Below are 19,072 nucleotides of genomic sequence, written 5' to 3'. Positions count from 1 at the left end.
TCAGGGGCGCTCGCGCCGCGACCCGAGGTCGAACGCCTCCAGCCGCCAGGTGCCCTCGCGCTCGAGCGTGACGTAGACGAAGCGTCCCATGTAGGCGGCACCGGCCACACGCGGTGAGCCGGACAGCGGGCACTGCATGAGTTGCTGGCCCCCGGCGAACACCTGCACGTGTGATTGGGTGCCTCCATCGAGCCGCACGCTCGTCACCGTGCTCACCGCGCCGCCCTGGACCAGCGCGGCCTCGTGAAGCACTCCCGGGCTCTCTTCCGGCAGCACGGCCGTCTCCCAGCGCACCGCGCCCGCGCGGGCATCGAGCGCGCGCAGCACGAGCCCCTCCGACTCCAGCCGGGCGAAGGCATACCCGGTGTCATCCAGCAGCAGCACGGGCTCGTCGAGCGGCCGTGTCACCCGCGTCCCCGCGTCCCAGTCCGCCAGCACCGGCGTCCCCCCGTCCGCGCCCACGAAGGCCCGTGTCCCCGCGAAGAGCCACTCCCCCGCCACGGCGAGCGAGGCCCCCGACTCCGGCACCTCCGCGAGCAGCGATACGGTCTGGAAGCCCGCCCCTCCATCTTCCGGAGTGGCGCGCGCGAGCGGCCCCCCCGAGGCGAAGAGGAACACCTCTCCGCGTGAGCCCAGCGCCACCCGCGAGCTTCCCGCGAAGCCCTCCACCAGCCCCGAGCGCAGCACCCCTCCGTCCGGAGCGAGCACCACGAGCGTCGCCTCCTGCCCCATCCCCCCATCGGGCGGCGCCCACGACACGAGCGACACCACCTCCCCCTCGGGGCCGAGCGCGGTACGCCCCGCGCCCGTGGACGGGGTGAGTCCTCCCGCGTCCAGCGGCGTGTCGAGGCCATTGAGAGGAACGCGCCACAACGAGGCCCCCGTCCCAGAGGACGCATAGGACTCGATGGCGCCCGGCTCGCGCAGCACCACGCCCGCGTCCGAGACGGCGAGCAGCGTGCGCGCCGCACCATCCGGGTAGGGTGTCTCGAAGCGCAGGAAGCCATCGCCCGTGTACGACACCAACCGGCAACCGGCATCACCGCTACACACCGAGGCGAAGAGGGCGCCGCCGTGCGAGAGCAGCACCGGCCCGCCGGGCTCGGCGGAGGGCTCGCCACCGATTGCCTGGGAGAAGGCCGGCTCGAGCACTCCCGCGTCCGGACGCACGCATCTGCCGCCGCCGCAGTGGCCCTCGCCCTGGCAGGGAGTGGCGGGCGCGCAGAGGAAGCCCTCGGGAGTCGGCACTTCCCGGCAGGTGCCGGAGACGCACAGCCGGGCGGAGACGCAGTCCACCTTGCCGCAGACGGAGAAGTCCTGGGCATCCACCTCGGTGCAGCCCTGCTTCGAGTCACACACCCCCACGCGGCAGGGATTGCCCGACGAGGGACACACCACGGGCGACGTCACACAGCCCAGGTCCGGTGCGCACGCGTCCCGGGTGCAGGGATTGCCGTCATCACACGAGCGTGGCGAGCCCACGCACACTCCGGACTGGCAGCGGCCCTTCTCCTGGCACCGGCTGTCGGGAATGCACGCCGTATCGTCCGGGGCCACCGACTCCACGCACACGCCCGGCTCCAGCGCGAAGCGGGACTCGCGGCAGGGCGCCGAGGGCACGCACGCCAACGGCCGCACGCCCTCGCCTCGTAGGGCCACCTCCTCCGTGTGGCCTCCCGCGGACAGCACCAGCGAGCCCTCCGCCAGACCAGTGCCCGCTGGAAACAACACCTCCAGCGAGCCCGAGCCGACACCGGGAGCGGACACCTCGGTCCCGGCCAGGGAGAAGGGCCCGCTCTTCACCGAGGCGGACACCGTCACCCCAGCCCGGCCCGTGCTCACCACCGTCACCGAGCGGCGTGCCGTGTCCCCCTCGAGCACCCGGCCGAAGTCGAGCGCCGTCTGCTCCACCCGGAAGCCCCCACGTGTCCCGCTCACGGGCGGCGCGTCACACCGGCAGCCACCAACGAGCACGAACGCCACGAGGAGGGGGAGCCAGGGGCGGGAACGGAGCATGGTTGCCACTTATCGCGGCCCCACGCGAGCCCTCAACGGAACCGCGCCACCGTGTCCGTCGGGTGACGTCTCGCGGGACTGGCCAGGGTCGCCCTGGGGCTCACCGCTCCGTCGCCGGCGTCTTCCGCTTCGCGAGGGCCCGGACCACCACCGCCAGCACGCCCACCACCACCAGCCCGAGGACGGCCCGCTGGTAGCGCCACATCAACGACTCCAGCCGCTCCAGGTTTCCGCCCACCGCGGCCCCCAGCGCCAGCACCAGCCCGGTGTGAGCCACCGCCGACAGCGCCCCGAGCGTGAGCGCGTTGCTGCGCGGCATGTGCGCCGCTCCCGCCGCCACGAAGATCAGTCCCCGTACGCCCGGGATGAAGCGGTTGGCCAGCAGCAACCACGGCCCCTTGTGCCGCATCTGGGACTGCACCGCCTCGAGCCGCGCATGGGTGATTCCGAAGAACGCATCACCCGGCCGCCGCTCGAAGCGTCCCACCAACCATCGCCCCACCTGATAGTTGATGAACGCTCCCGCCACGCTCCCCGCCACCACCACGAGGAACACCAGGGGCCAGGGGTGCTCGCCCCGCACGGCGTACACCCCGCCCAGCAGCGTGATGGTGTCTCCGGGAAACGGCGGCACCACGTACTCCACCGCCGCCGCCAACCCGAGCACCAGCAGCCCCAACAATCCGATGTGTGCAATGAGGTTGTCGAGGTACTCGACCATAGGCCGCTAAACTAACCAGCGGCCCCGGGGGACGGCAGCACCACTCCGCCATACTGTGAAGCTTCCAGCGTCCCGCACGCCGCCCCGATCTCCTTGCCCCCCGAGTAGCGCCGGGCAATGGGCGCCTTCAGGATCTGCAGGTGGTCCCGGAAGGCCTTCAGCTCCTCGGCCGAGGGCGGCAGGTACTTCCCCGTCGGGTCCGTCACGTCGATGAGATCCACCTTGATGGGGATGCCCTCGAACGTCTCCTTCAGCGCCAGCGCGTCCTCGGGCCCCATGTTGAAGCCGCTGATCGTCACATAGGCGATCATCGCCCGCTCACGGCGCACCGTGGCGTACTCGCGGATGGCGTCCACCAGCTCCGGCAGCGGGTGCGCCTTCTCGATGGGCAACACCTGGATGCGCTTCTCCGGAATGGCGCTCGTCACCGAGAAGGCCAGCCGGTACGGGTGCCCCTCGCGCACGTAGCGCCGGATGGCCGGCACCATGCCCGCGGTGGAGAAGGTGATGGACGGGCCGGCGATGGCGAAACCCGCCGGGTGGGAGAGGATCTGCGCCGCGCGCAGCGTCTCCGTGTAGTTGAGCAGCGGCTCCCCCATCCCCATGAACACCACGCCGCGCACGGGCCGGTCCGCCTCGGCGCGGATCTGCATCACCTGGTCCAGGATCTCCCAGGTGCGCAGGTTGCGCTGGAAGCCCAGCTTGCCCGTCATGCAGAAGTCGCAGGCCAGCGCGCAGCCCACCTGGCTGGAGACGCACACCACGTACTTCTCGTCGAAGATGGGAATGCGCACCGCCTCCACCCGGCCGCCCAGGGGCGAGGCGAAGAGGTACTTCACGAAGCCGTCATCGGCCCGGCGGCGCTCCACCACCTCCAACCGGGGCATCTCCGCGTTCTCCCGGAGGAGCTCCGCGACGCGCCGCGGCACCTGGGGCGCCTGGCACACCTCCTCCACCGAGGCGGCGCCATGGGCGAACACGGCGGCGAACACCTTGCGCACCGCGGTGGGCGAGGGCTGCGCCGCGGACAGCGCCTGCTCCAATTCCGGCAGCGACAGCGACTTCAGGTTGAGTTTCACGAGGCGGACTTGATGCGCGCGCGCAGGTATTCGGTGAGCCTGGTCGACACTTCCTGCGGCATCTGCTGCGCCAACGCCCGCTTGCACAAGCCCGGCGTCGCCTTGTAGGTGCGCAGGAAATCGATGCACGGCGCGCAACCCGACAGGTGCTCGCGCAGGTGTTGAGCCTCCTCGGGCGACATCTCGCCATCGATGAAGTCCAACAGGAGGGTGATGGCGTCTTTACACGTGTACATCCGGACCTCGGCTGTGGCGTGCCCCGTTACTCACGAAGATGCCCAGCCCCCTGATGGGTTTCACCCGCTCGTACTGCCCTGATTGTAGAACCGATCAATGGCTTCGCGAAGAGCGAGCCGTGCGCGGTGCAACCGGCTCTTGATGGCGGGAATGGAATCCCCCGTCACCTCGGCGATCTGTTCGTAACTGAGCCCGTCCAGGTCTTTCAAGAGAAAGACCTCCCGGTACCCCTCGGGCAGCCGGTCGGTCGCCTCCTGGATGGCCCGCCCCAACTCCGCGTCCAGGATACGGCCCTCGGCGCTCCGGCTCCAATCCTGGGCGGGGTACTCCGCCAGGCTCCCCCGCTCGGTGAACTCCGGGCCCTGGAGCTCCCCCTCGGCCGCCTGCACCACGCGGCGGTGCCGCAACCGCATCAGGGAGTTGTTCGCGGCGATCCGGTGCACCCATGAGCCAAAGGCCGCATCCCCGCGGAAGTCCTTGAGATGTTGGTAGGCGGACAGAAAGGTGTCCTGGGCGATTTCGGCGGCATCCGCCTCGGAGCGGGTCATCCGCAGCGCCAGTCCGTACACCTTGTCCCTGTTCGCATCCACCAACGCCTCGAAGGCGCTGATGTCGCCGGCCTGGGCCCGCGCCACGAGCTGCCGGTCTTCTTCCTTGTCGGCCTCGTCGGACATTTGGGGCGCACCCTCCCAGCCAACGCCGTCCGGCGTCAAGCGCGCTCTCGGCGCCTTCGGGCGGGTGGACGGCTCACGTGTTGACTGTCACGGACCCAGAGCCGGTAGGGTTCCAGGGCCCACTCTCCAGCGTAGTCCACCCCGATGCGCGGCCCACGCTCCACCCCGGCGTCGGGCACCGCCATTCCCGCCTCCAGGTGAAGCCGCTCGCTCGCCAGGTCCCAGCGGTTGTGCGCCAGTGTCAACCCCAGGGCACGGCACAGCCGCCCCGGCCCGTCCGTGCGGGCCTTCGGGGGCAGCCCCTCCACCGGCTCCACCGCCCGTACCAGCACCGCCGACGCCACGCCCTCCACATCCGTCACCACGTTGAAGCAGTGGTACATGCCATAGATGAGGTAGACGTACGCCCGCCCCGGGGGCCCGAAGAGCACCTCGGTCCGGGAGGTACGCCCCTTGGCGGCGTGGCAGGCCAGGTCGTGCTCGCCGACGTAGGCCTCCGTCTCCACGATGCGGCCCACGCGCCGCCAGCCTCCCTCGTCGACGACGAGATGGACACCCAACAGCTCTCGGGCCACGGTGAGCGCGGGGCGCGCATAGAAGGAGACGGGAAGAGTCACGGCGGGTGGATGGATGCCGCCCGGCCCTCCCGCCGTCAATATCCGGAGTGGAGCGAGGGGCCCGAGGCTCCCCCGGGTTGACAAGCAGCCACCAGGGCTCCCAACCGGTCGCCAGGACAGTTCACAGCGGAGGTCGGGTGGTGCATTGTGCGCCCACCATGGCTTCCACCGGCCGCATTTCCGGTCTACTGCTTCCCCTGTTCTCCCTCCGCTCGAAGACCGACTTCGGTATCGGTGACTTTGGCGGGCTCGATGGCCTCTTCCACTGGATGGAGGCGGCGCGCCAGCGCCTGTTGATGCTGCTGCCGCTGTTGCCCACGGCCCCGGGCGATCCCAGCCCCTACGCCACGCGCTCGGCGTTCGGCCTCAACGCGCTCTTCATCAACCTGGAGATGCTGCCCGAGTTCCACGCCACCGGCGGCGAGGCGGCGCTCTCCGACGAGGACAAGCGCATGCTGGCCGAGGCGCGCTCGGCCCCCCGCGTCCGCTACGACCTCGTCTTCCGCCTCAAGGGCGCCGCCTTCCGGCGCTCCTTCGAGCACTTCGAGCGCACCGAGTGGCCCCGCAGCCCGCGCGCCCAGGAGTTCTCGGCGTGGCGCCAGCAGCAGGGCGAGTGGCTGGAGAGCTACGCGCTCTACACCGCCATCTCCCACGAGCGGAACCAGTCCCCCTGGTGGGAGTGGCCGGAGCCGCTGCGCGACCGGAACCCGGAGGCGCTCGCCGCCGAGACGGCGCGGCTGGAGCGTGAGGTGCGCTACCACGCCTGGCTGCAATGGGTGGCCGAGGTGCAGTGGAACGCGGTGCGCGGGCTGGCCAAGGCGCGCGGCATCCTGCTGTGCGGTGACGAGCCCTTCATCATCGGCCAGGACAGCGCGGACGTCTGGGCCCACCGGGACGTGCTGCGCCGCGACGCGCGCCTGGGCGTGCCTCCGGACGCCTTCTCCGAGACGGGCCAGGACTGGGGCCTGCCCTACTTCGACTTCGAGCAGATGGAGAAGGACGGCTACCGCTGGCTCAAGTCGCGCGCCGCCAAGGCGGCCAGCTACTACGACCTGCGCCGGGTGGACCACGCGGTGGGCTACTTCCGCCAGTGGATCCGCGACGAGAAGACGCCCAAGGGCCGCTTCGTCCCCGACAGCGAGGAGGCGTGGAAGCGTCAGGGCGAGCACCACTTCCGCCTGCTGTCGCAGAACGCCGGCATCGTCGCCGAGGACCTGGGCGTGATTCCGCCCTTCGTGCGCACCATCCTCAAGGACCTGGGCCTGCCGGGCTACCGGGTGCTGCGCTGGGAGCGCGACGACAACGTCTACCGCAACCCCCATGGCTTCCCGGCCGTGTCGCTCGTCACCACCGGCACGCACGACACCGAGCCCGTGGCCGAGTGGTGGGAGATGGCCTCCGAGGAGGAGCGCCGGAACACCGCGCGCGTCTACCCCGAGTTCCAGGAGGCCACCGTGACGCGCGAGTTCACCCCGGCCATCCACCGCGCCATGCTGGCCTCCGCGCTCAACGCGGGGAGCGACCTGTGCGTGCTGCCCTGGCAGGACGTGCTCGGCACGCGCGACCGCATCAACCTGCCGGGCTCCATGAACGACGCCAACTGGGCCTACCGCATCACCCAGAACGTGGAGGAGCTCCTCACCCTCGAGGAGACGCGTACGGCCGCCGAGCGGCTGGCCCTCCTCACCGCCTCGGCCCGTCGCTGAGGCCAACCACCGGCCCGGGCCGCCCCCCATGGCGGCCCGGTGCCCACCTTCCGGGGGACGTATGAAGATTCGCCTCCTGTCGCCAGCGCTGCCAGGCCTCGTGGCCCTGGTCGCGGCCTGTGCGGAGCTTCCCACCCCCGAGGAGCGGCTCTGCCAGCGCTACTGCTACGGGCAGCTCCAGGCGGTCCCCAGCAACGGGGCGGCGTCCTGCGCGTCGTCCGACGGCGACTACTGGGACGAGTGCGTGCGCACCTGCCAGAAGGACCTCGACTCCGCGGGCGAGGCGTGCCGCACCCCTCTGGCGCAGGCCTACGGCTGCGGCGCGGACCATTCCTGGTTCTGCGTCCCCAAGGAGGGCGGAGGCCGCACCCTCACCCAGTTCGACACGTGCCGCGAGCCCTGGGACGCCGTCTACGCCTGCGAGAAGGCCTCCCCCGACGCTGGCACGCCCTGACCTATCTGGGCTCGATGCACTTCACCTGGCCGGGGAAGCCATCGAAGATGGCGCACTGGCGCCCTTCGTTCTCGCACTGGAGCCGCTCGCACACGTCCAGGAAGAGACACAGCGCGGGTGAGCGGCCGTAGTCGAAGAACACCTCCAGGCAGGCCTGCCCCTCATAGGGACAGCCGAACGTGGTGCAATACTGGAGACCCGCCTCCGGGTCCCCCAGCGTCTGGCCTTCCTTGACCCGCACCGCTTCGTCCGGGGACACCCCGCAGGAGGTGAGCACCACCAACGCCGCCGCGCCCAGGAGTCCTCTGATTGCCCATGGCATACGGGCCAACTCTGTAGCAGGCAGGCGCGCGATGCACGTCCGAAGGGCCTCCGGGCGCGCGCCACCGGACAGAGTGTCCCGAATAACGGTGTCGAATGTCCGTTGGAGGAGAGCACTCCCGCCGGACGAGTCAACCGACCAACTTCCAGGCTATGTACCCGTGTGTGGACGTCGCGGCCCGTCACCATCGTCAGCTTCTCCTTGTCCTCGTCCTCCTCGCCTTCTCGGCCGGGTGCGCCACCACCTCCTCGGGTGCCCAGGCACCGGACCAGCCCAAGGTGGTGGGGCTCGACATCCAGGGCACCGACCAGGTCAAGTCCTCCGACATCAAGGAAAAGATCGTCACCAGCAAGACACCCTGGTGGGAGCCCTTCAACCCCTTCGTCTCGCCGAACTACTTCGACCCCAACACGTGGCAGGCGGACCTCAAGCGCATCCTCCGCTACTACGAGTCCGAGGGCTTCTATCAGGCGAAGATCCTCTCCGAGGCGGTGCGGCCCAGGGGTGACGATGCCGTGGCGCTCGAGGTGAACGTGAGCGAGGGCCAGCCCACCCGTATCACCGCCATCGGCGTGACGGGCCTGGAGGCGCTGCCCGCGGCGCACCAGGAGAAGGCCCTGGAGGAGCTGCCCCTGGTGCAGGGCAACGTCTTCCGCGAGGAGGACTGGGAAGCGACGAAGGAGGCGGTGCAGCAACGGCTGCGCGAGCTGGGCTACGCCGAGGCGACGGTGGGCGGCGAGGTCCGGGTGGACGTGGTGACGCAGGGAGCACAGGTGGACCTGCGGGTGGAGCCGGGCCCGCGCTACCGCTTCGGCACCATCTTCGTGGCCACGGACGCCAATCCGCAGGTGAACCCGCGGCGCATCATCGAGCAGGCACAGGGCGCCGTGCACAAGGGGGACTGGTTCAGCGAATCGGCGCTGGCCGAGGCCCAGGCCCGCGTCTTCCGCATGGGCGTCTTCGGCGCGGTGAAGGTCAACCGCGGTGCGCCGGACCGCGACTCCCGCACGGTGCCGGTGGTGGTGGACGTGCGCGAGGCCCCCTTCCGCTCCATCCGCCTGGGAGGCGGCGTGGGCGTGGACGCGGCCCGGCAGGAGGTGCGCGCACTGGGCGAGTGGTCGCACCGCAACTTCTTCGGTGGCCTGCGCCGGCTCACCGTGGGCGGCCGGCTGGGCTACGCCTTCATCCCCAACATCACCGCCGCCTTCGACAAGATCGACATCGACGGGGATGGCGTCGGAGACGAGCCGAACATCACCACCCCGCACGGCCTCGTCGGCCAGCTCTACGTCCAGTTCGAGCAGCCGCGGTTCCTCGCCCGCGACCTGCGGTTGCAGGCATCCCTCACCGGGGAGCGGGGCCTCGAGCAGGCCTACAACTTCATTGGCGGGCGCGGGCGAGGCGGTGTCGTCTGGCAGCCCCACCCGGACTTCTCCCTCAACTCCAGCTACAACCTGGAGGTCTACCGGCTTCAGGGTCAGCGGGGCCTGCAGGACCAGACGACCGTCCCGCCCCTCGTGCTGGGCTGCCCGGCGGGCAACGGCCAGTTGGACACCTGTAACATCTCGGTGAGCTACCTCGAGGAGATCGCCGAGTGGGACCGCCGCAATGATCCGCTCGCGCCGAGCAGTGGCTACTACGCCGCGCTGTCCCTGCAGGGGGGTGGTGGACCGCTCCTGGGGGATTACACCTTCGGGCGCGTGCTCCCGGAAGTGCGCGGCTACATCAACTTCGGCCCGAAGGACCGCTTCGTCCTCGCGACGCGGCTGCGGATGGGCACCCTCCTGACCCCCGTCATCACCAACGAGACGGGCGAGCGCGTCCGGCAGGAGAGCGCCATCGTCAACCGCTTCTTCGCGGGAGGCGGCTCCTCCATGCGCGGCTTCAACGCCCGGCGGCTGTCGCCCATGAACAGGAGCAACCCGAGCGCGGAGCAGCCCTCCGACCAGGTCGTCCCCATCGGTGGCAACAGCCTCGTCGAGACCTCCGTGGAGCTGCGCTACAAGCTGTTCAAGGACGTGGAGCTCGCCGCCTTCCACGACTCCGGCCTGGCTGGCGCCGGCTCGCTGAACCTCGGTCCCCGCCAGGACGACATCCGCAAGGAGAGCGGCCGCATCTTCGGGGATTACCACTACCAGGCGGTGGGCATCGGCGTGCGCTACTTCACCATCGTGGGGCCCATCCGGCTGGACATCGCCCGACGGTTGAATATCGGCAAGCCCCTGCCCATCTTCGACCCCACGACGGGCCAGGCCGGCGAGACCGTCAACGGATTCAAGGACTGTTTCGGACTCGGAGCGAACAAGGGCAGTGACGGGAAGAGCGTCGCCGTCCCCTACGCGGGAGCCCCGGAAGGACTCTGCACGTTCTTCCTGTCGATTGGAGAGGCGTTTTGAGCAGCAGCGGCAGCGAATCGGGTCCCGCGACTCCCCCATCTCCTCGGCGCCGCCGGGGACGTTGGCTCCTCTGGGGCCTGCTCGGCTTCCTCGGGCTCGTGGTGGTGCTCGTGGCCGGCGCGCTCGTCTACCTGACGGGAGCCGCCGGTGAGGCCCGCGTGCGCGCCCTGGCCGTCGAGCAGGCGAACAAGCAGCTCTCTGGCCGCCTGGAGGTGGGGGGACTGGACCTGGGTCCGCGCTCCGCCGTCCTCACCGGGTTGAAGTTGTACGACCCGGAAGGGGAGCTGGTGGCGGAGGTGGAGCGGGTGGAGGTGCAACTGGGCCTCGCCCCGCTGCTGCGCAAGCACGTGGTGCTCCGCTCCGCGCGGGTGGAGCAGCCCCACCTCTACCTCCGTCAGGACGAGCGCGGCCTCAACCTCTCCCGTGCCATCGCCCCCCGGGAACCCAAGCCGGAGGAGCCCGCCAATACGCAGCGCGGCACCCTGCGCTTCACCCTCGAGGACCTCCAGCTGGAGAACGGCTCCGTCGACTACGTGGCCGAGTCGCCCGAGGGCAACCGCGAGGTGCGCCTGGACGACCTCGATGCCAACGGCGCCGCGGCCTGGGTGGCGGCCACCGAGGGGCTCGACGTGAAGCTCGACGCCACCGCCAGCCTCGCCCGTCCCACGGCGGGCCCGGTGCGCCTGTCCCTCGAGGGACAAGGTGAGGAGGGCAAGCTGAACGCCGACGTGGACTTCGATGCCCCCGGCCTCGGCCTCCAGGCCCGCGGCGGAATGGAGGGCGAGAACCAGGCGCACGCCGAGGTGCGCCACCTCACCCTCGGCCCGGAGTTGGCGCGCGCGCTCGTGCCCGCCTACCCCGTGGCCGTCCCCGTCACCCTCTCGGGCACCGTGGACCAGAAGGGGGACACGCTCCAGGTGGACCTGGGCGCCCGGGCCGCGGGTGGCACCGCCGAGGTGAAGGGCTCGCTGGACATGGAGCAACTGCGCACGGAGGGCCTCACCGCCCGCGTGCGCGAGCTGGACCTGGCAAAGCTGCTGGGCGGAGGACCGAGCACCCAACTCGCCGCGGACCTGCGCGTGACGGGGGGCGGCAAGAGCCTCGAAACGCTCCAGGGGACGGTGGATTTGACCATGCCGACCTCGCGCATCGCCGACCGGCCGCTCGGGCCGGTGGAGCTGCACGCGAGCGCGAACAACGGCCGCTTCGAGCTCTCCCAGCTCCAGGCGCAGGCGCCCGGCGCCAGCCTCACCGCGCGCGGCGGAGGCACCCTGGAGGACCTCCGCATCGAGGGCCGGCTCGTCGCCTCCAACCTGGACACCTTCGCCAACACCGTGGGCCGGTTGGGCAGCGGAAAGCCCCTGCCCCTGTCGGGCCATGGCGCCCTGGACTTCACCGTGTCCGGCTCCGCCCGCCAGCCCGCCATCGCCCTCTCGGGCGGCTTCGAGGCGCTCGCCTGGGCGGACACCTCCGTGACGGGCCTCGAGTTGGACGCGCGCGTGCCGGACGTCACCCAGCCCCTCACCGCGGACGCCACGCTCGAGGCCACCCGGCTGACCACGGCTGGCCGCACCTTCGAGGACCTGAAGGCCTCGCTCGCCACCCAGGGCCGGGCCCTGGAGGCCAGCGTGACCACCGGGGGCACGACGAACCTCCTCCTGTCGCTGCGGGGCACCGTGGACAAGGACAGCCAGGGCCTCGGCATCGACGCCCTCGCCCTGCGCTACCCCGAGGCCGGGTGGACGCTCCAGCGCCCCACGCACGTGAGCTGGGGCAACGGCGGCGTGGAAGTGGCGCCGCCTCTCACCCTCTCCTCCGGGCCCCAATCCCTCTCGCTGGCCCTGGCCATGGAGGGCGAGCGCATCACCGCGCGCACGGAGCTACAGGCCTTCGACCTCGGGCGGTTGCCCAAGGCGTTCCTTCCGCCCTCGCTCGACGTGGACGGACAGCTCTCGGGCCATGTGGCGGTGAACGGGCACATGTCCCGGCCAGACGCCGACCTGGACCTCACCCTGCGGGGTGGCCGCTACCAGCAGTACAAGGACCTGGACTTCGACCTGCGGGGCAAGTACCTGCGAGACCGCGCCACCGGCACCTTCGCCGCGAGCGCTCCCGCCGGCCGCGCCTCCGCCCGGTTCGACGTGCCCGTGCAAGGGCTGATGAAGCGCCGCCGCGAGCCCGTGAGCCTGGAGCTGACGATGGACCAGGTGGACATCGGCCCCGCGCTGCGCATGGCCGGGCAGCCCGAGTCCGCCACCGGCATCCTCTCCGGCTTCGTGCGGCTCCAGGGGCTGGCGAACGACCCGCGCCTGGAGGTGTCGCTGAAGGGCTCGCAACTGCGCTACTGGGGCGTCCCACCCCAGCAACCTCCACCGGTGGTGCTCGCCCCCGGCGCGCTCCCACCCGAGCTGCGCGGTGAGCCGCTGGGCTTCGAGCTCGTCGCTCGCTCCGACGACAAGGACGGCTCGCTCAGCGCGCGCCTGGACCTCCGCGGCATCGGCTCGACGGCCTATGCCGCGGTGGAGACGCCCTTCTCCCTGGGCCGGCTGATCTCCAACCCGCCCACCGCGTCCCAGTTCATGGAGACGCCGATGCGGAAGATGGAGGCCCACGTGACCGAGGCGCCGCTGGGGCTGCTGTCGCAGCTCGGCTTCGCCAGCCGGGCGGGCGGCCTGGTGTCCATGACGGCCAACCTCACCGGCCCCCTGCTCGCGCCCGTGGGCGAGCTGAAGGTGGAGGCCCGGCGGGCGACGATGAATGGCATCGAGCCCCTCGACGGCACCCTCACGCTGTATACGGACGCCTCCAGCGTGAAGCTCCAGCTCGTCGCGCGGCACGAGGCCTCGTTGCTGGCGGAGGTGGACGCTCTCATCGACGCGCCCATCGCCGCGCTGCAGGACCAGGAGGTGGTGGGACAGATACCCTTCAGGCTCCACGCGCGCAGCGGCCCCGTCCCCCTGCGGGAGCTGCCCGGCATGGCCTCGCAGCAGCAGACACCCTCCGCGCCCCAGCAACCACTCCAGGGCATCCTCTCCCTGGAGCTGGCCGCGAGCGGCACGCTGGATGACCCCAAGGTGGAGCTCACCTCCGGCATGCAGCAGCTCGGCGTGCGCCAGTTCGCGCTCGGCCAGGCGCGCCTGCACTACACCTACGAGGACACCCGCTCCGTGTTGGATGCGCTCCTCACCTCGCCCAATGGCGGCACGCTGCTGGTGAAGGGCCAGGCGAAGCAGACGCTCTCCCTGCCCGCGATGCGCCGGGGCGTGGACTTCACCCGCGCCCCCTTCGAGATGGACCTGGACGCGCGGCAGTTCGACCTGTCCTTCCTCTCCGGCTCGCAGATTCCCATGGTCCGCACCATCGGCGGCATACTGCAGGCGGACGCGCACATGGGCGGCACCATCGGGGCCCCCAGCTACCGCGGCACCTTCCAGTGGAAGGACGGCCGGCTCGCCCTCGATGGCTACGGCGACTACCGGAACGTGCAGGTGGCGCTCGACGTCACCGACAAGCACCTGGAGCTCACCGAACTCTCCGCCCGCAGCGGCTCCGGCACCCTGCGGTTCACCGCCCAGGCGGACCGGAAGACCACCGACGGCAGGAGCGGTCCGGAGAGCTACTACGATCTCACCGGCGAGGGGGAGATGAATGACTTCCCGCTCGTCTCCGACGACCAGCTGATGGCCACCCTCACCCTGCGCACCACGCTCAAGGGACTGGTGAGCGACAAGCAGGTCTACCTGAGCGACGTCTCCCTCCCCGAGGCGCACGTCAATCTCCCGGAGGAGAAGCGCAAGGACGTCCAGTCGATGGATCGCCCCGAGGGCATCGTCCTGGTGCGCAACGGGGTGGCGCTGGAACCGGACAAGCGCAAGAAGGCGCCCGCCGGCGGCGCCGCGCCCGGCACGGCCACGGGTGGAGCGGGCACGCAGGAGGAGTCGCAGCTCCGGTACGAAATCATCGTGAATGCCCCGAGGAACCTGTGGATCCACGGCACGGACATCAACGCGGAGATCGGCTTCGATCGGGGCCTGCGCGTGCAGTACCAGAACGACGAGCTCTCCCTGGGCGGCACGGTGAAGGTCCTTCGCGGCGAGGTGGAGGTGCTGGGCCGGCGCTTCACGGTGCAGAACTCCAGCTACGTGCGCTTCACCGGCCCACCGGCCCAGCCCTTCATCAACGCCACCGCCGAGTACGACAACGAGCGCGCGGGCGTGAAGGTGTTCGTCGCCATCCGCGGGCAGGGCAAGGACTTCACCATCAAGCCCACGAGTGATCCGCCGCTGCCGGAGACGGAGATCTACACCCTGCTGGCCACGGGCCGGCGCACGCTCCGGGCAGGCTCGGGCGCGTCGATGAACCAGGGACAGGTGGCATCGGTGCTGGGCTCGGTGCTGGCCTCGCAGGTGCGCAACGCGCTGGCGGCGAAGCTGCCGCTGGACGTGTTCACCCTCGAGGCCGGTGACGATGGCCTGGCGGGGACGCGGTTGGAGGTGGGCAAGTACCTCACGGAGAAGCTGTACCTGGGCTACAGCGGCCGCCTGGGGACTCCGCAGAACCAGTCCACCACCCGGCGGGAGAACGCCAACACCGTGCGGCTGGAGTACCAGTTCACCCCGAGCTGGGGCTTCCAGCTCGAGTACGGCGACCTCCAGGTGGGTGGCGCGGACGTCATCTGGAGCAAGGAGTACTGACGCCCTACTCCACCTTGCCCAGCAGGAAGGACAGCAGCAGCAGGGTGAGGACGACGGACGTCACCGTGACGAAGGCCCGGTCCCGCTGCCGTCCGAAGACGAGCAGAGAGAGGGCCACCCGCAGCACCGGGGTGGCCATCAGCACCAGCAGCCCCACCATCACGAAGGCCTGCCCCCGGGCGTTCATCGCATCCGCGAGTACGTCCGTCAGGTCATGAGGACCGCGCTCTGGAGCCGTGAGGCGCTGGAGTGCCTGCGCCGAAGAGAAGTAGTCACGGTGGTGGAAGAAGGTCAGCGACATGCCGAACGTCACCAACGTGAGGCTGACCACCACACCGGCGCGCAGCAGGTTGCTGATGAGCACCTCGGGACCCGCGCCCTGCTCCAACGCGCCCGCGGTAGCAGGGGAAGTCGAGACGGAAGGCTCCACGCTCACGGACTCACTCCCTTGCGCAGCATCTGGAAGGACACGCCCAGCAGCACCACCACGAAGAGGCCTCGCAGCCAGGAGCTCTTCACCTTGGTGAGGAAGTGAGAGCCGGTGAAGGCGCCCAGCACCACACCGGCGCATACGGGGCCAGCGATGAACGGGTCGATGTCACCGCGCGCGAAGTAGACGCCCGCGCTGGCCGCGGCGGTGACTCCAATCATGAAGTTGCTGGTGGCGGTGGACACCTTGAGGGGCAGGCCCATGGCCAGGTCCATCGCCGGCACCTTCAGTGCCCCCGAACCGATGCCCAGCAGCCCGCTCACCGTGCCCGCCGCGTACATGAGGCCCAGGCCCGTCAGGGGTCGGGTGACGCGGTAGGGAATCTCGCGTCCGGCCTCCTCGTCCCAGTAGCTGCCGTGCAGCCCCAGGCGGTCCGCGAGCGCATCGGGCGGAGGCGCTCCGGCCACGCACCTGCCACCGCGCAGCTTGCCCAGCATGGCGAGCGCCGAGTACCCCATCACCACGCCGAAGACGACGTACAGCCAGCGTCCGCTGATGACGCCCGCGAGCGAGGCGCCCGTCAGTGCCCCGGCGGTGGTGGCCAGCTCGAGGAACATGGCCACGCGCAGGTTGGTGAGCCGCTCACGCACATAGGCGGCCGCGGCGCCACTGGAGGTGGCGATGACGGACACGATGGAGGCCCCCACGGCGTAGCGGATGTCCACGCCGAGCAGCAGGGTGAGCACCGGCACGAGGATGAGGCCTCCTCCGAGTCCCAGGAGCGAGCCCATCAACCCGGCTCCGAGGGACACGACGAACACCACGACGGTGAAGAGGAAGGGCGTCACAGCGGTGGCGCCATCCTTCCGCCATCACCCCGGAGCGCGCAACGCGAGAACGTGCGACCGGATGCGCTCGGCTGGCTGACCGCTCTCCATGGAGAGACCCACCCGGGTCAGGCACCGCCTCCGACTCCGAGCCGAAGCACCACCCGCGGAAAGAAACGGCGCTTGATGGCTACGCCTCCCACGTGGAGCATCTGCTAGGGTGAACCGCAGAGGTCAACCACTCTGACACTACCATCACCCCTTCTCCTGGTGCTCCTCACCCAGTCCCTGGCGACCCCCTCGGCAGCGCAATCCCAGCCCTCCGCCCGAGAGCGCCAGGAGCGGCAGATCATCCTCCCCAGCAACCCGGACGAGCCGGTGCCGGAGGTGCGGGTGGCGGCCAACATCGCCACCTACCTGCGTTTCGACGCCCCCATCGACAGGGCCTCGGTGGAGGTAGAGGGGCGGGCAACGCGCTTCCGGGTGGTGGACACGGGGGATCGCACCCTCACCCTCGAGCCCGCGGTGGAGCCGGGCTCCGGAGAGAAGCTGGGCGTACGGGTGCGCTACAAGGACGGAGCCACCCCGGCGTATGCGACCTTCTCCCTCGTCTCCCACGCCTCGTTGGTGGACAAGGAGGTGCAGGTGGTGCGCCGCCCGCGCACCGTCGAGGCGCTGGAAGCGGCGCTGGCGGAGAAGGAGGCGGCGCTCGCGGCGCTCCAAGCCGCGAGTGGACCTGCCGGGCTCGTCTTCTCCGGGCGGCTCAACAGCGACGGTGTACAGGCCCGGCGCATGGAAATCCTCCCGGGTGCGCAAGGGGGATTGAAGGTGTTGAAAGGAGATGGGTATCGCGCCGGCCCCTGGGCGCTCGCCGTCATCCGTGTACGCAACCTCCCGGGGCAGAAGCCCTGGGAGCCAGGGGAGGCGAAACTCACCCGGGCGGACGGCACCCCGGTGAAAGTGCGCTCCGTGGACATGAACAAGGCGCAGCTCGCGCCCGGTGAGGAGGGCCTCGTGGCTGTAGAGACGGAGGCCCCTTTCTGGAAGGTGAGCGAGGCCCTCCACCTGGAGCTGCTCGACAAGAGTGGCCGCCGGCGCCTCTCCATCCGCGAAGTGAATCTGTAGGAGCGCTGACCCATGACGATGGAAGCCCTGCATCCGGACCATCTCAAACCCGGTCACATGGTGGGGCCCTGGCGCATCGTCCAGGTGCTGGGCCGTGGCGGCTCCTCCCGCGTCTTCATGGTGGAGCGCGACAACAAGCCCTACTCCTTGAAGATGGGGCTACTGCCTTTCTCCGAGGCCCGGGAAGAGCTCTCGGAGGAGGAGTACGTGGAGGAGAAGAGCGCCTACCGGCGACTGGCGCGCGAGGCGGCGGCCCTCTTCACCTACGCCTCCCACCCCAACCTGCTGCGCCTGCACGCGGTGGACTGCTGGCCCAGCCCCAGCAACGGCTACCCCTTCCTCGTCACCGACTACGTGGACGGGGACAACTGGCACGAGTGGCGCTGGCGCAGCCCTCCTCACGCCGCCAGGCTGGTGGACACCTTCTCCAGCGTGGTGCGCACCGTGGGGGTGCTGCACCAACGCGGCGTGTACCACCGGGACTTGAAGGCGGAGAACCTCCTCATCCGCCGCGAGGACGGCCGTCCCTTCCTCATCGACTTCGGCACCGTGCGTCTGCCTGGGACCCTCACCAAAACCATGGGCGTGCCCGAGGGCGTCATGCACCTGCTTCCGCCCGAGCTCCTGGCCTACACGCGCACCGAGGCGTGGAAGAAGGGCGTGCCCTTTCACGGGGGCGCTGCCGCGGACCTGTACGCCCTGGGGGTGCTGCTCTTCCAGGCCCTTACGGATTTGCACCCCTTCAACCCCGAGTTGCCGGACGAGCAGCTGGTGGCCGCCATCGCCACCGTGTCCCCAACAGCGCCCCACCTCCTCAACCCCTTGGCACCGCGCGCCCTCAGCGGCATCGCCATGAGGCTGTTGGAGAAGAAACCCGAGGACCGGTACCCCAGCACCGGGGCACTGCTGCAGGCGTTGGAGCAGGCAGCCGAGCAGGAGAGGAAGTCAGCCGCCTGGAAGGTGCCGCTCTTCGAGGCCGAGCAGGGCCCGGTGGAGCCAACGCCCCATGAAGAGGTGTCTCCGCAGGCCCAGTCGCCCGAAACGGCGCGCGCGGCCCCGGAGGAGGCTCCGCAGCCGCAGGAGGCCCCGGCTACTCCTGGCAGTCCCCGGCGCGCAAGGTGGCCCCGGGTCCTCCTCGTGGGCCTGACTGTGGTCGGCCTTGTCTTGTGGCTGGCACGCTCCACACTCGCGGCCCCACCCGAGGCGCTGCCGCCTGGGTCTGGCCGCTCCGAGAAAGGAAGCCCGCCCGTGTCCACCACTCCCCCCTCCACCTCCTCGAGTTTCCTCGCCGCCTGGCTGTGCGCTGTCGTCGGCATCGGCTGCCCCGCCGCCCAAGTGAAGCCTCCGGAGCCCATGGACTGCCCCAAGGAAGCGGCCGAGGCCATGTTCCAGGAGTTGAAGGTTCGGACGGCCAGCCCTCTTCAGGCCGTCGTGGACATCAACCAGCCCGGCGATACCAGCGAGGTGGGCATCTACCAGGACGGCCCCGTCATCGGACGCATCACGGAGGGAGACGGCAACCTGCCCGAGGGGACGTTGCTCCACGGCCGCCTCTGGACGGGCCCCGGCATCTACGACATCGCCGGGGATGTGGAGCGCCCGGCCGTCCTGGGCCGCTACACGCTGGCTGTGCTGCCCGATGGGCGGAAGTACCCCGTGTGCATCGTGTTGGGAGACAGGGACGGGCGTGTGCCCAAATGGGAAGGCTCCAAGGAAGGGGCTGCCGTGCTGAACCGCGAGTTGCCGGTGAGCGCCGTCCCACGCTGGCCGTGAA

The 19,072-nt window shown here is 70.3% G+C and carries 15 protein-coding genes; 6 read left to right on the top strand and 9 right to left on the bottom strand.

Features of this window, described 5'->3' with window-relative positions:
* The 6 genes from NR810_RS32525 to NR810_RS32500 form a co-directional block, all read right to left on the bottom strand.
* Positions 1 to 2,016, bottom strand: coding sequence for a hypothetical protein (locus tag NR810_RS32525; protein ID WP_257458327.1), 2,016 nt, complete (start codon positions 2,014 to 2,016; stop codon positions 1 to 3).
* Between the two features lie 100 nt (positions 2,017 to 2,116).
* The gene (locus NR810_RS32520; RefSeq protein ID WP_257458326.1) at positions 2,117 to 2,737 is read right to left on the bottom strand and encodes a DedA family protein; all 621 of its coding nucleotides are present in this window, start codon (positions 2,735 to 2,737) and stop codon (positions 2,117 to 2,119) included.
* Between the two features lie 11 nt (positions 2,738 to 2,748).
* Positions 2,749 to 3,816: a radical SAM protein gene (locus tag NR810_RS32515; RefSeq protein ID WP_257458325.1), complete on the bottom strand. Its 1,068-nt coding sequence runs from the start codon at positions 3,814 to 3,816 to the stop codon at positions 2,749 to 2,751.
* Positions 3,813 to 4,052: an anti-sigma factor family protein gene (locus NR810_RS32510; protein ID WP_257458324.1), complete on the bottom strand. Its 240-nt coding sequence runs from the start codon at positions 4,050 to 4,052 to the stop codon at positions 3,813 to 3,815. The genes NR810_RS32515 and NR810_RS32510 overlap by 4 nt, the downstream gene beginning before the upstream one ends.
* A gap of 60 nt (positions 4,053 to 4,112) precedes the next feature.
* Positions 4,113 to 4,727, bottom strand: coding sequence for an RNA polymerase sigma factor (locus NR810_RS32505; RefSeq protein ID WP_257458323.1), 615 nt, complete (start codon positions 4,725 to 4,727; stop codon positions 4,113 to 4,115).
* A gap of 35 nt (positions 4,728 to 4,762) precedes the next feature.
* Complete coding sequence (locus NR810_RS32500) at positions 4,763 to 5,344, bottom strand: DNA-3-methyladenine glycosylase (protein WP_257458322.1); 582 nt, start codon at positions 5,342 to 5,344, stop codon at positions 4,763 to 4,765.
* A 158-nt stretch (positions 5,345 to 5,502) separates the two neighbouring features.
* Between NR810_RS32500 and NR810_RS32495 the strand changes: the two genes are divergently transcribed.
* Positions 5,503 to 7,050, top strand: a complete 1,548-nt coding sequence (locus NR810_RS32495) for a 4-alpha-glucanotransferase (RefSeq protein ID WP_257458321.1) — start codon at positions 5,503 to 5,505, stop codon at positions 7,048 to 7,050.
* A gap of 61 nt (positions 7,051 to 7,111) precedes the next feature.
* The gene (locus tag NR810_RS32490) at positions 7,112 to 7,504 is read left to right on the top strand and encodes a hypothetical protein (RefSeq protein WP_257458320.1); all 393 of its coding nucleotides are present in this window, start codon (positions 7,112 to 7,114) and stop codon (positions 7,502 to 7,504) included.
* 1 nt (position 7,505) lies between these two features.
* On the opposite strand, the gene NR810_RS32485 is transcribed toward NR810_RS32490, so the two are convergent.
* Positions 7,506 to 7,826, bottom strand: a complete 321-nt coding sequence (locus NR810_RS32485; RefSeq protein ID WP_257458319.1) for a hypothetical protein — start codon at positions 7,824 to 7,826, stop codon at positions 7,506 to 7,508.
* A gap of 164 nt (positions 7,827 to 7,990) precedes the next feature.
* Here NR810_RS32485 and NR810_RS32480 point away from each other — a divergent pair, with 164 nt between their 5' ends.
* Both NR810_RS32480 and NR810_RS32475 read left to right on the top strand, forming a co-directional pair.
* Positions 7,991 to 10,222, top strand: coding sequence for a BamA/TamA family outer membrane protein (locus tag NR810_RS32480; RefSeq protein WP_326522527.1), 2,232 nt, complete (start codon positions 7,991 to 7,993; stop codon positions 10,220 to 10,222).
* The gene (locus NR810_RS32475) at positions 10,219 to 14,916 is read left to right on the top strand and encodes a translocation/assembly module TamB domain-containing protein (protein ID WP_257458318.1); all 4,698 of its coding nucleotides are present in this window, start codon (positions 10,219 to 10,221) and stop codon (positions 14,914 to 14,916) included. The genes NR810_RS32480 and NR810_RS32475 overlap by 4 nt, the downstream gene beginning before the upstream one ends.
* Positions 14,917 to 14,920: 4 nt before the next feature.
* Here the strand turns inward: NR810_RS32475 and NR810_RS32470 are convergent, their stop codons facing one another.
* Both NR810_RS32470 and NR810_RS32465 read right to left on the bottom strand, forming a co-directional pair.
* Positions 14,921 to 15,352, bottom strand: coding sequence for a DUF1634 domain-containing protein (locus NR810_RS32470; protein ID WP_257458317.1), 432 nt, complete (start codon positions 15,350 to 15,352; stop codon positions 14,921 to 14,923).
* Positions 15,349 to 16,194: a sulfite exporter TauE/SafE family protein gene (locus NR810_RS32465; protein ID WP_257458316.1), complete on the bottom strand. Its 846-nt coding sequence runs from the start codon at positions 16,192 to 16,194 to the stop codon at positions 15,349 to 15,351. The genes NR810_RS32470 and NR810_RS32465 overlap by 4 nt, the downstream gene beginning before the upstream one ends.
* A 249-nt stretch (positions 16,195 to 16,443) precedes the next feature.
* Between NR810_RS32465 and NR810_RS32460 the strand changes: the two genes are divergently transcribed.
* Both NR810_RS32460 and NR810_RS32455 read left to right on the top strand, forming a co-directional pair.
* Positions 16,444 to 17,298, top strand: a complete 855-nt coding sequence (locus NR810_RS32460) for a DUF2381 family protein (RefSeq protein ID WP_257458315.1) — start codon at positions 16,444 to 16,446, stop codon at positions 17,296 to 17,298.
* A gap of 12 nt (positions 17,299 to 17,310) precedes the next feature.
* The gene (locus NR810_RS32455; protein WP_257458314.1) at positions 17,311 to 19,071 is read left to right on the top strand and encodes a serine/threonine protein kinase; all 1,761 of its coding nucleotides are present in this window, start codon (positions 17,311 to 17,313) and stop codon (positions 19,069 to 19,071) included.
* Position 19,072 lies beyond the last annotated feature (1 nt).

Source organism: Archangium lipolyticum, from assembly GCF_024623785.1.
GTDB lineage: Bacteria > Myxococcota > Myxococcia > Myxococcales > Myxococcaceae > Archangium > Archangium lipolyticum.
The sequence above is the reverse complement of the archived record's forward strand: the minus strand, read 5'-3'. Positions and strand labels throughout refer to the sequence as shown.

Excerpts from the sequence above, each read along its gene's own strand:
- NR810_RS32525 (WP_257458327.1), bottom strand. The coding sequence starts at position 2,016 with ATGCTCCGTTCCCGCCCCTGGCTCCCCCTCCTCGTGGCGTTCGTGCTC.
- NR810_RS32520 (WP_257458326.1), bottom strand. The coding sequence starts at position 2,737 with ATGGTCGAGTACCTCGACAACCTCATTGCACACATCGGATTGTTGGGG.
- NR810_RS32510 (WP_257458324.1), bottom strand. The coding sequence starts at position 4,052 with ATGTACACGTGTAAAGACGCCATCACCCTCCTGTTGGACTTCATCGAT.
- NR810_RS32505 (WP_257458323.1), bottom strand. The coding sequence starts at position 4,727 with ATGTCCGACGAGGCCGACAAGGAAGAAGACCGGCAGCTCGTGGCGCGG.
- NR810_RS32495 (WP_257458321.1), top strand. The coding sequence starts at position 5,503 with ATGGCTTCCACCGGCCGCATTTCCGGTCTACTGCTTCCCCTGTTCTCC.
- NR810_RS32490 (WP_257458320.1), top strand. The coding sequence starts at position 7,112 with ATGAAGATTCGCCTCCTGTCGCCAGCGCTGCCAGGCCTCGTGGCCCTG.
- NR810_RS32485 (WP_257458319.1), bottom strand. The coding sequence starts at position 7,826 with ATGCCATGGGCAATCAGAGGACTCCTGGGCGCGGCGGCGTTGGTGGTG.
- NR810_RS32455 (WP_257458314.1), top strand. The coding sequence starts at position 17,311 with ATGACGATGGAAGCCCTGCATCCGGACCATCTCAAACCCGGTCACATG.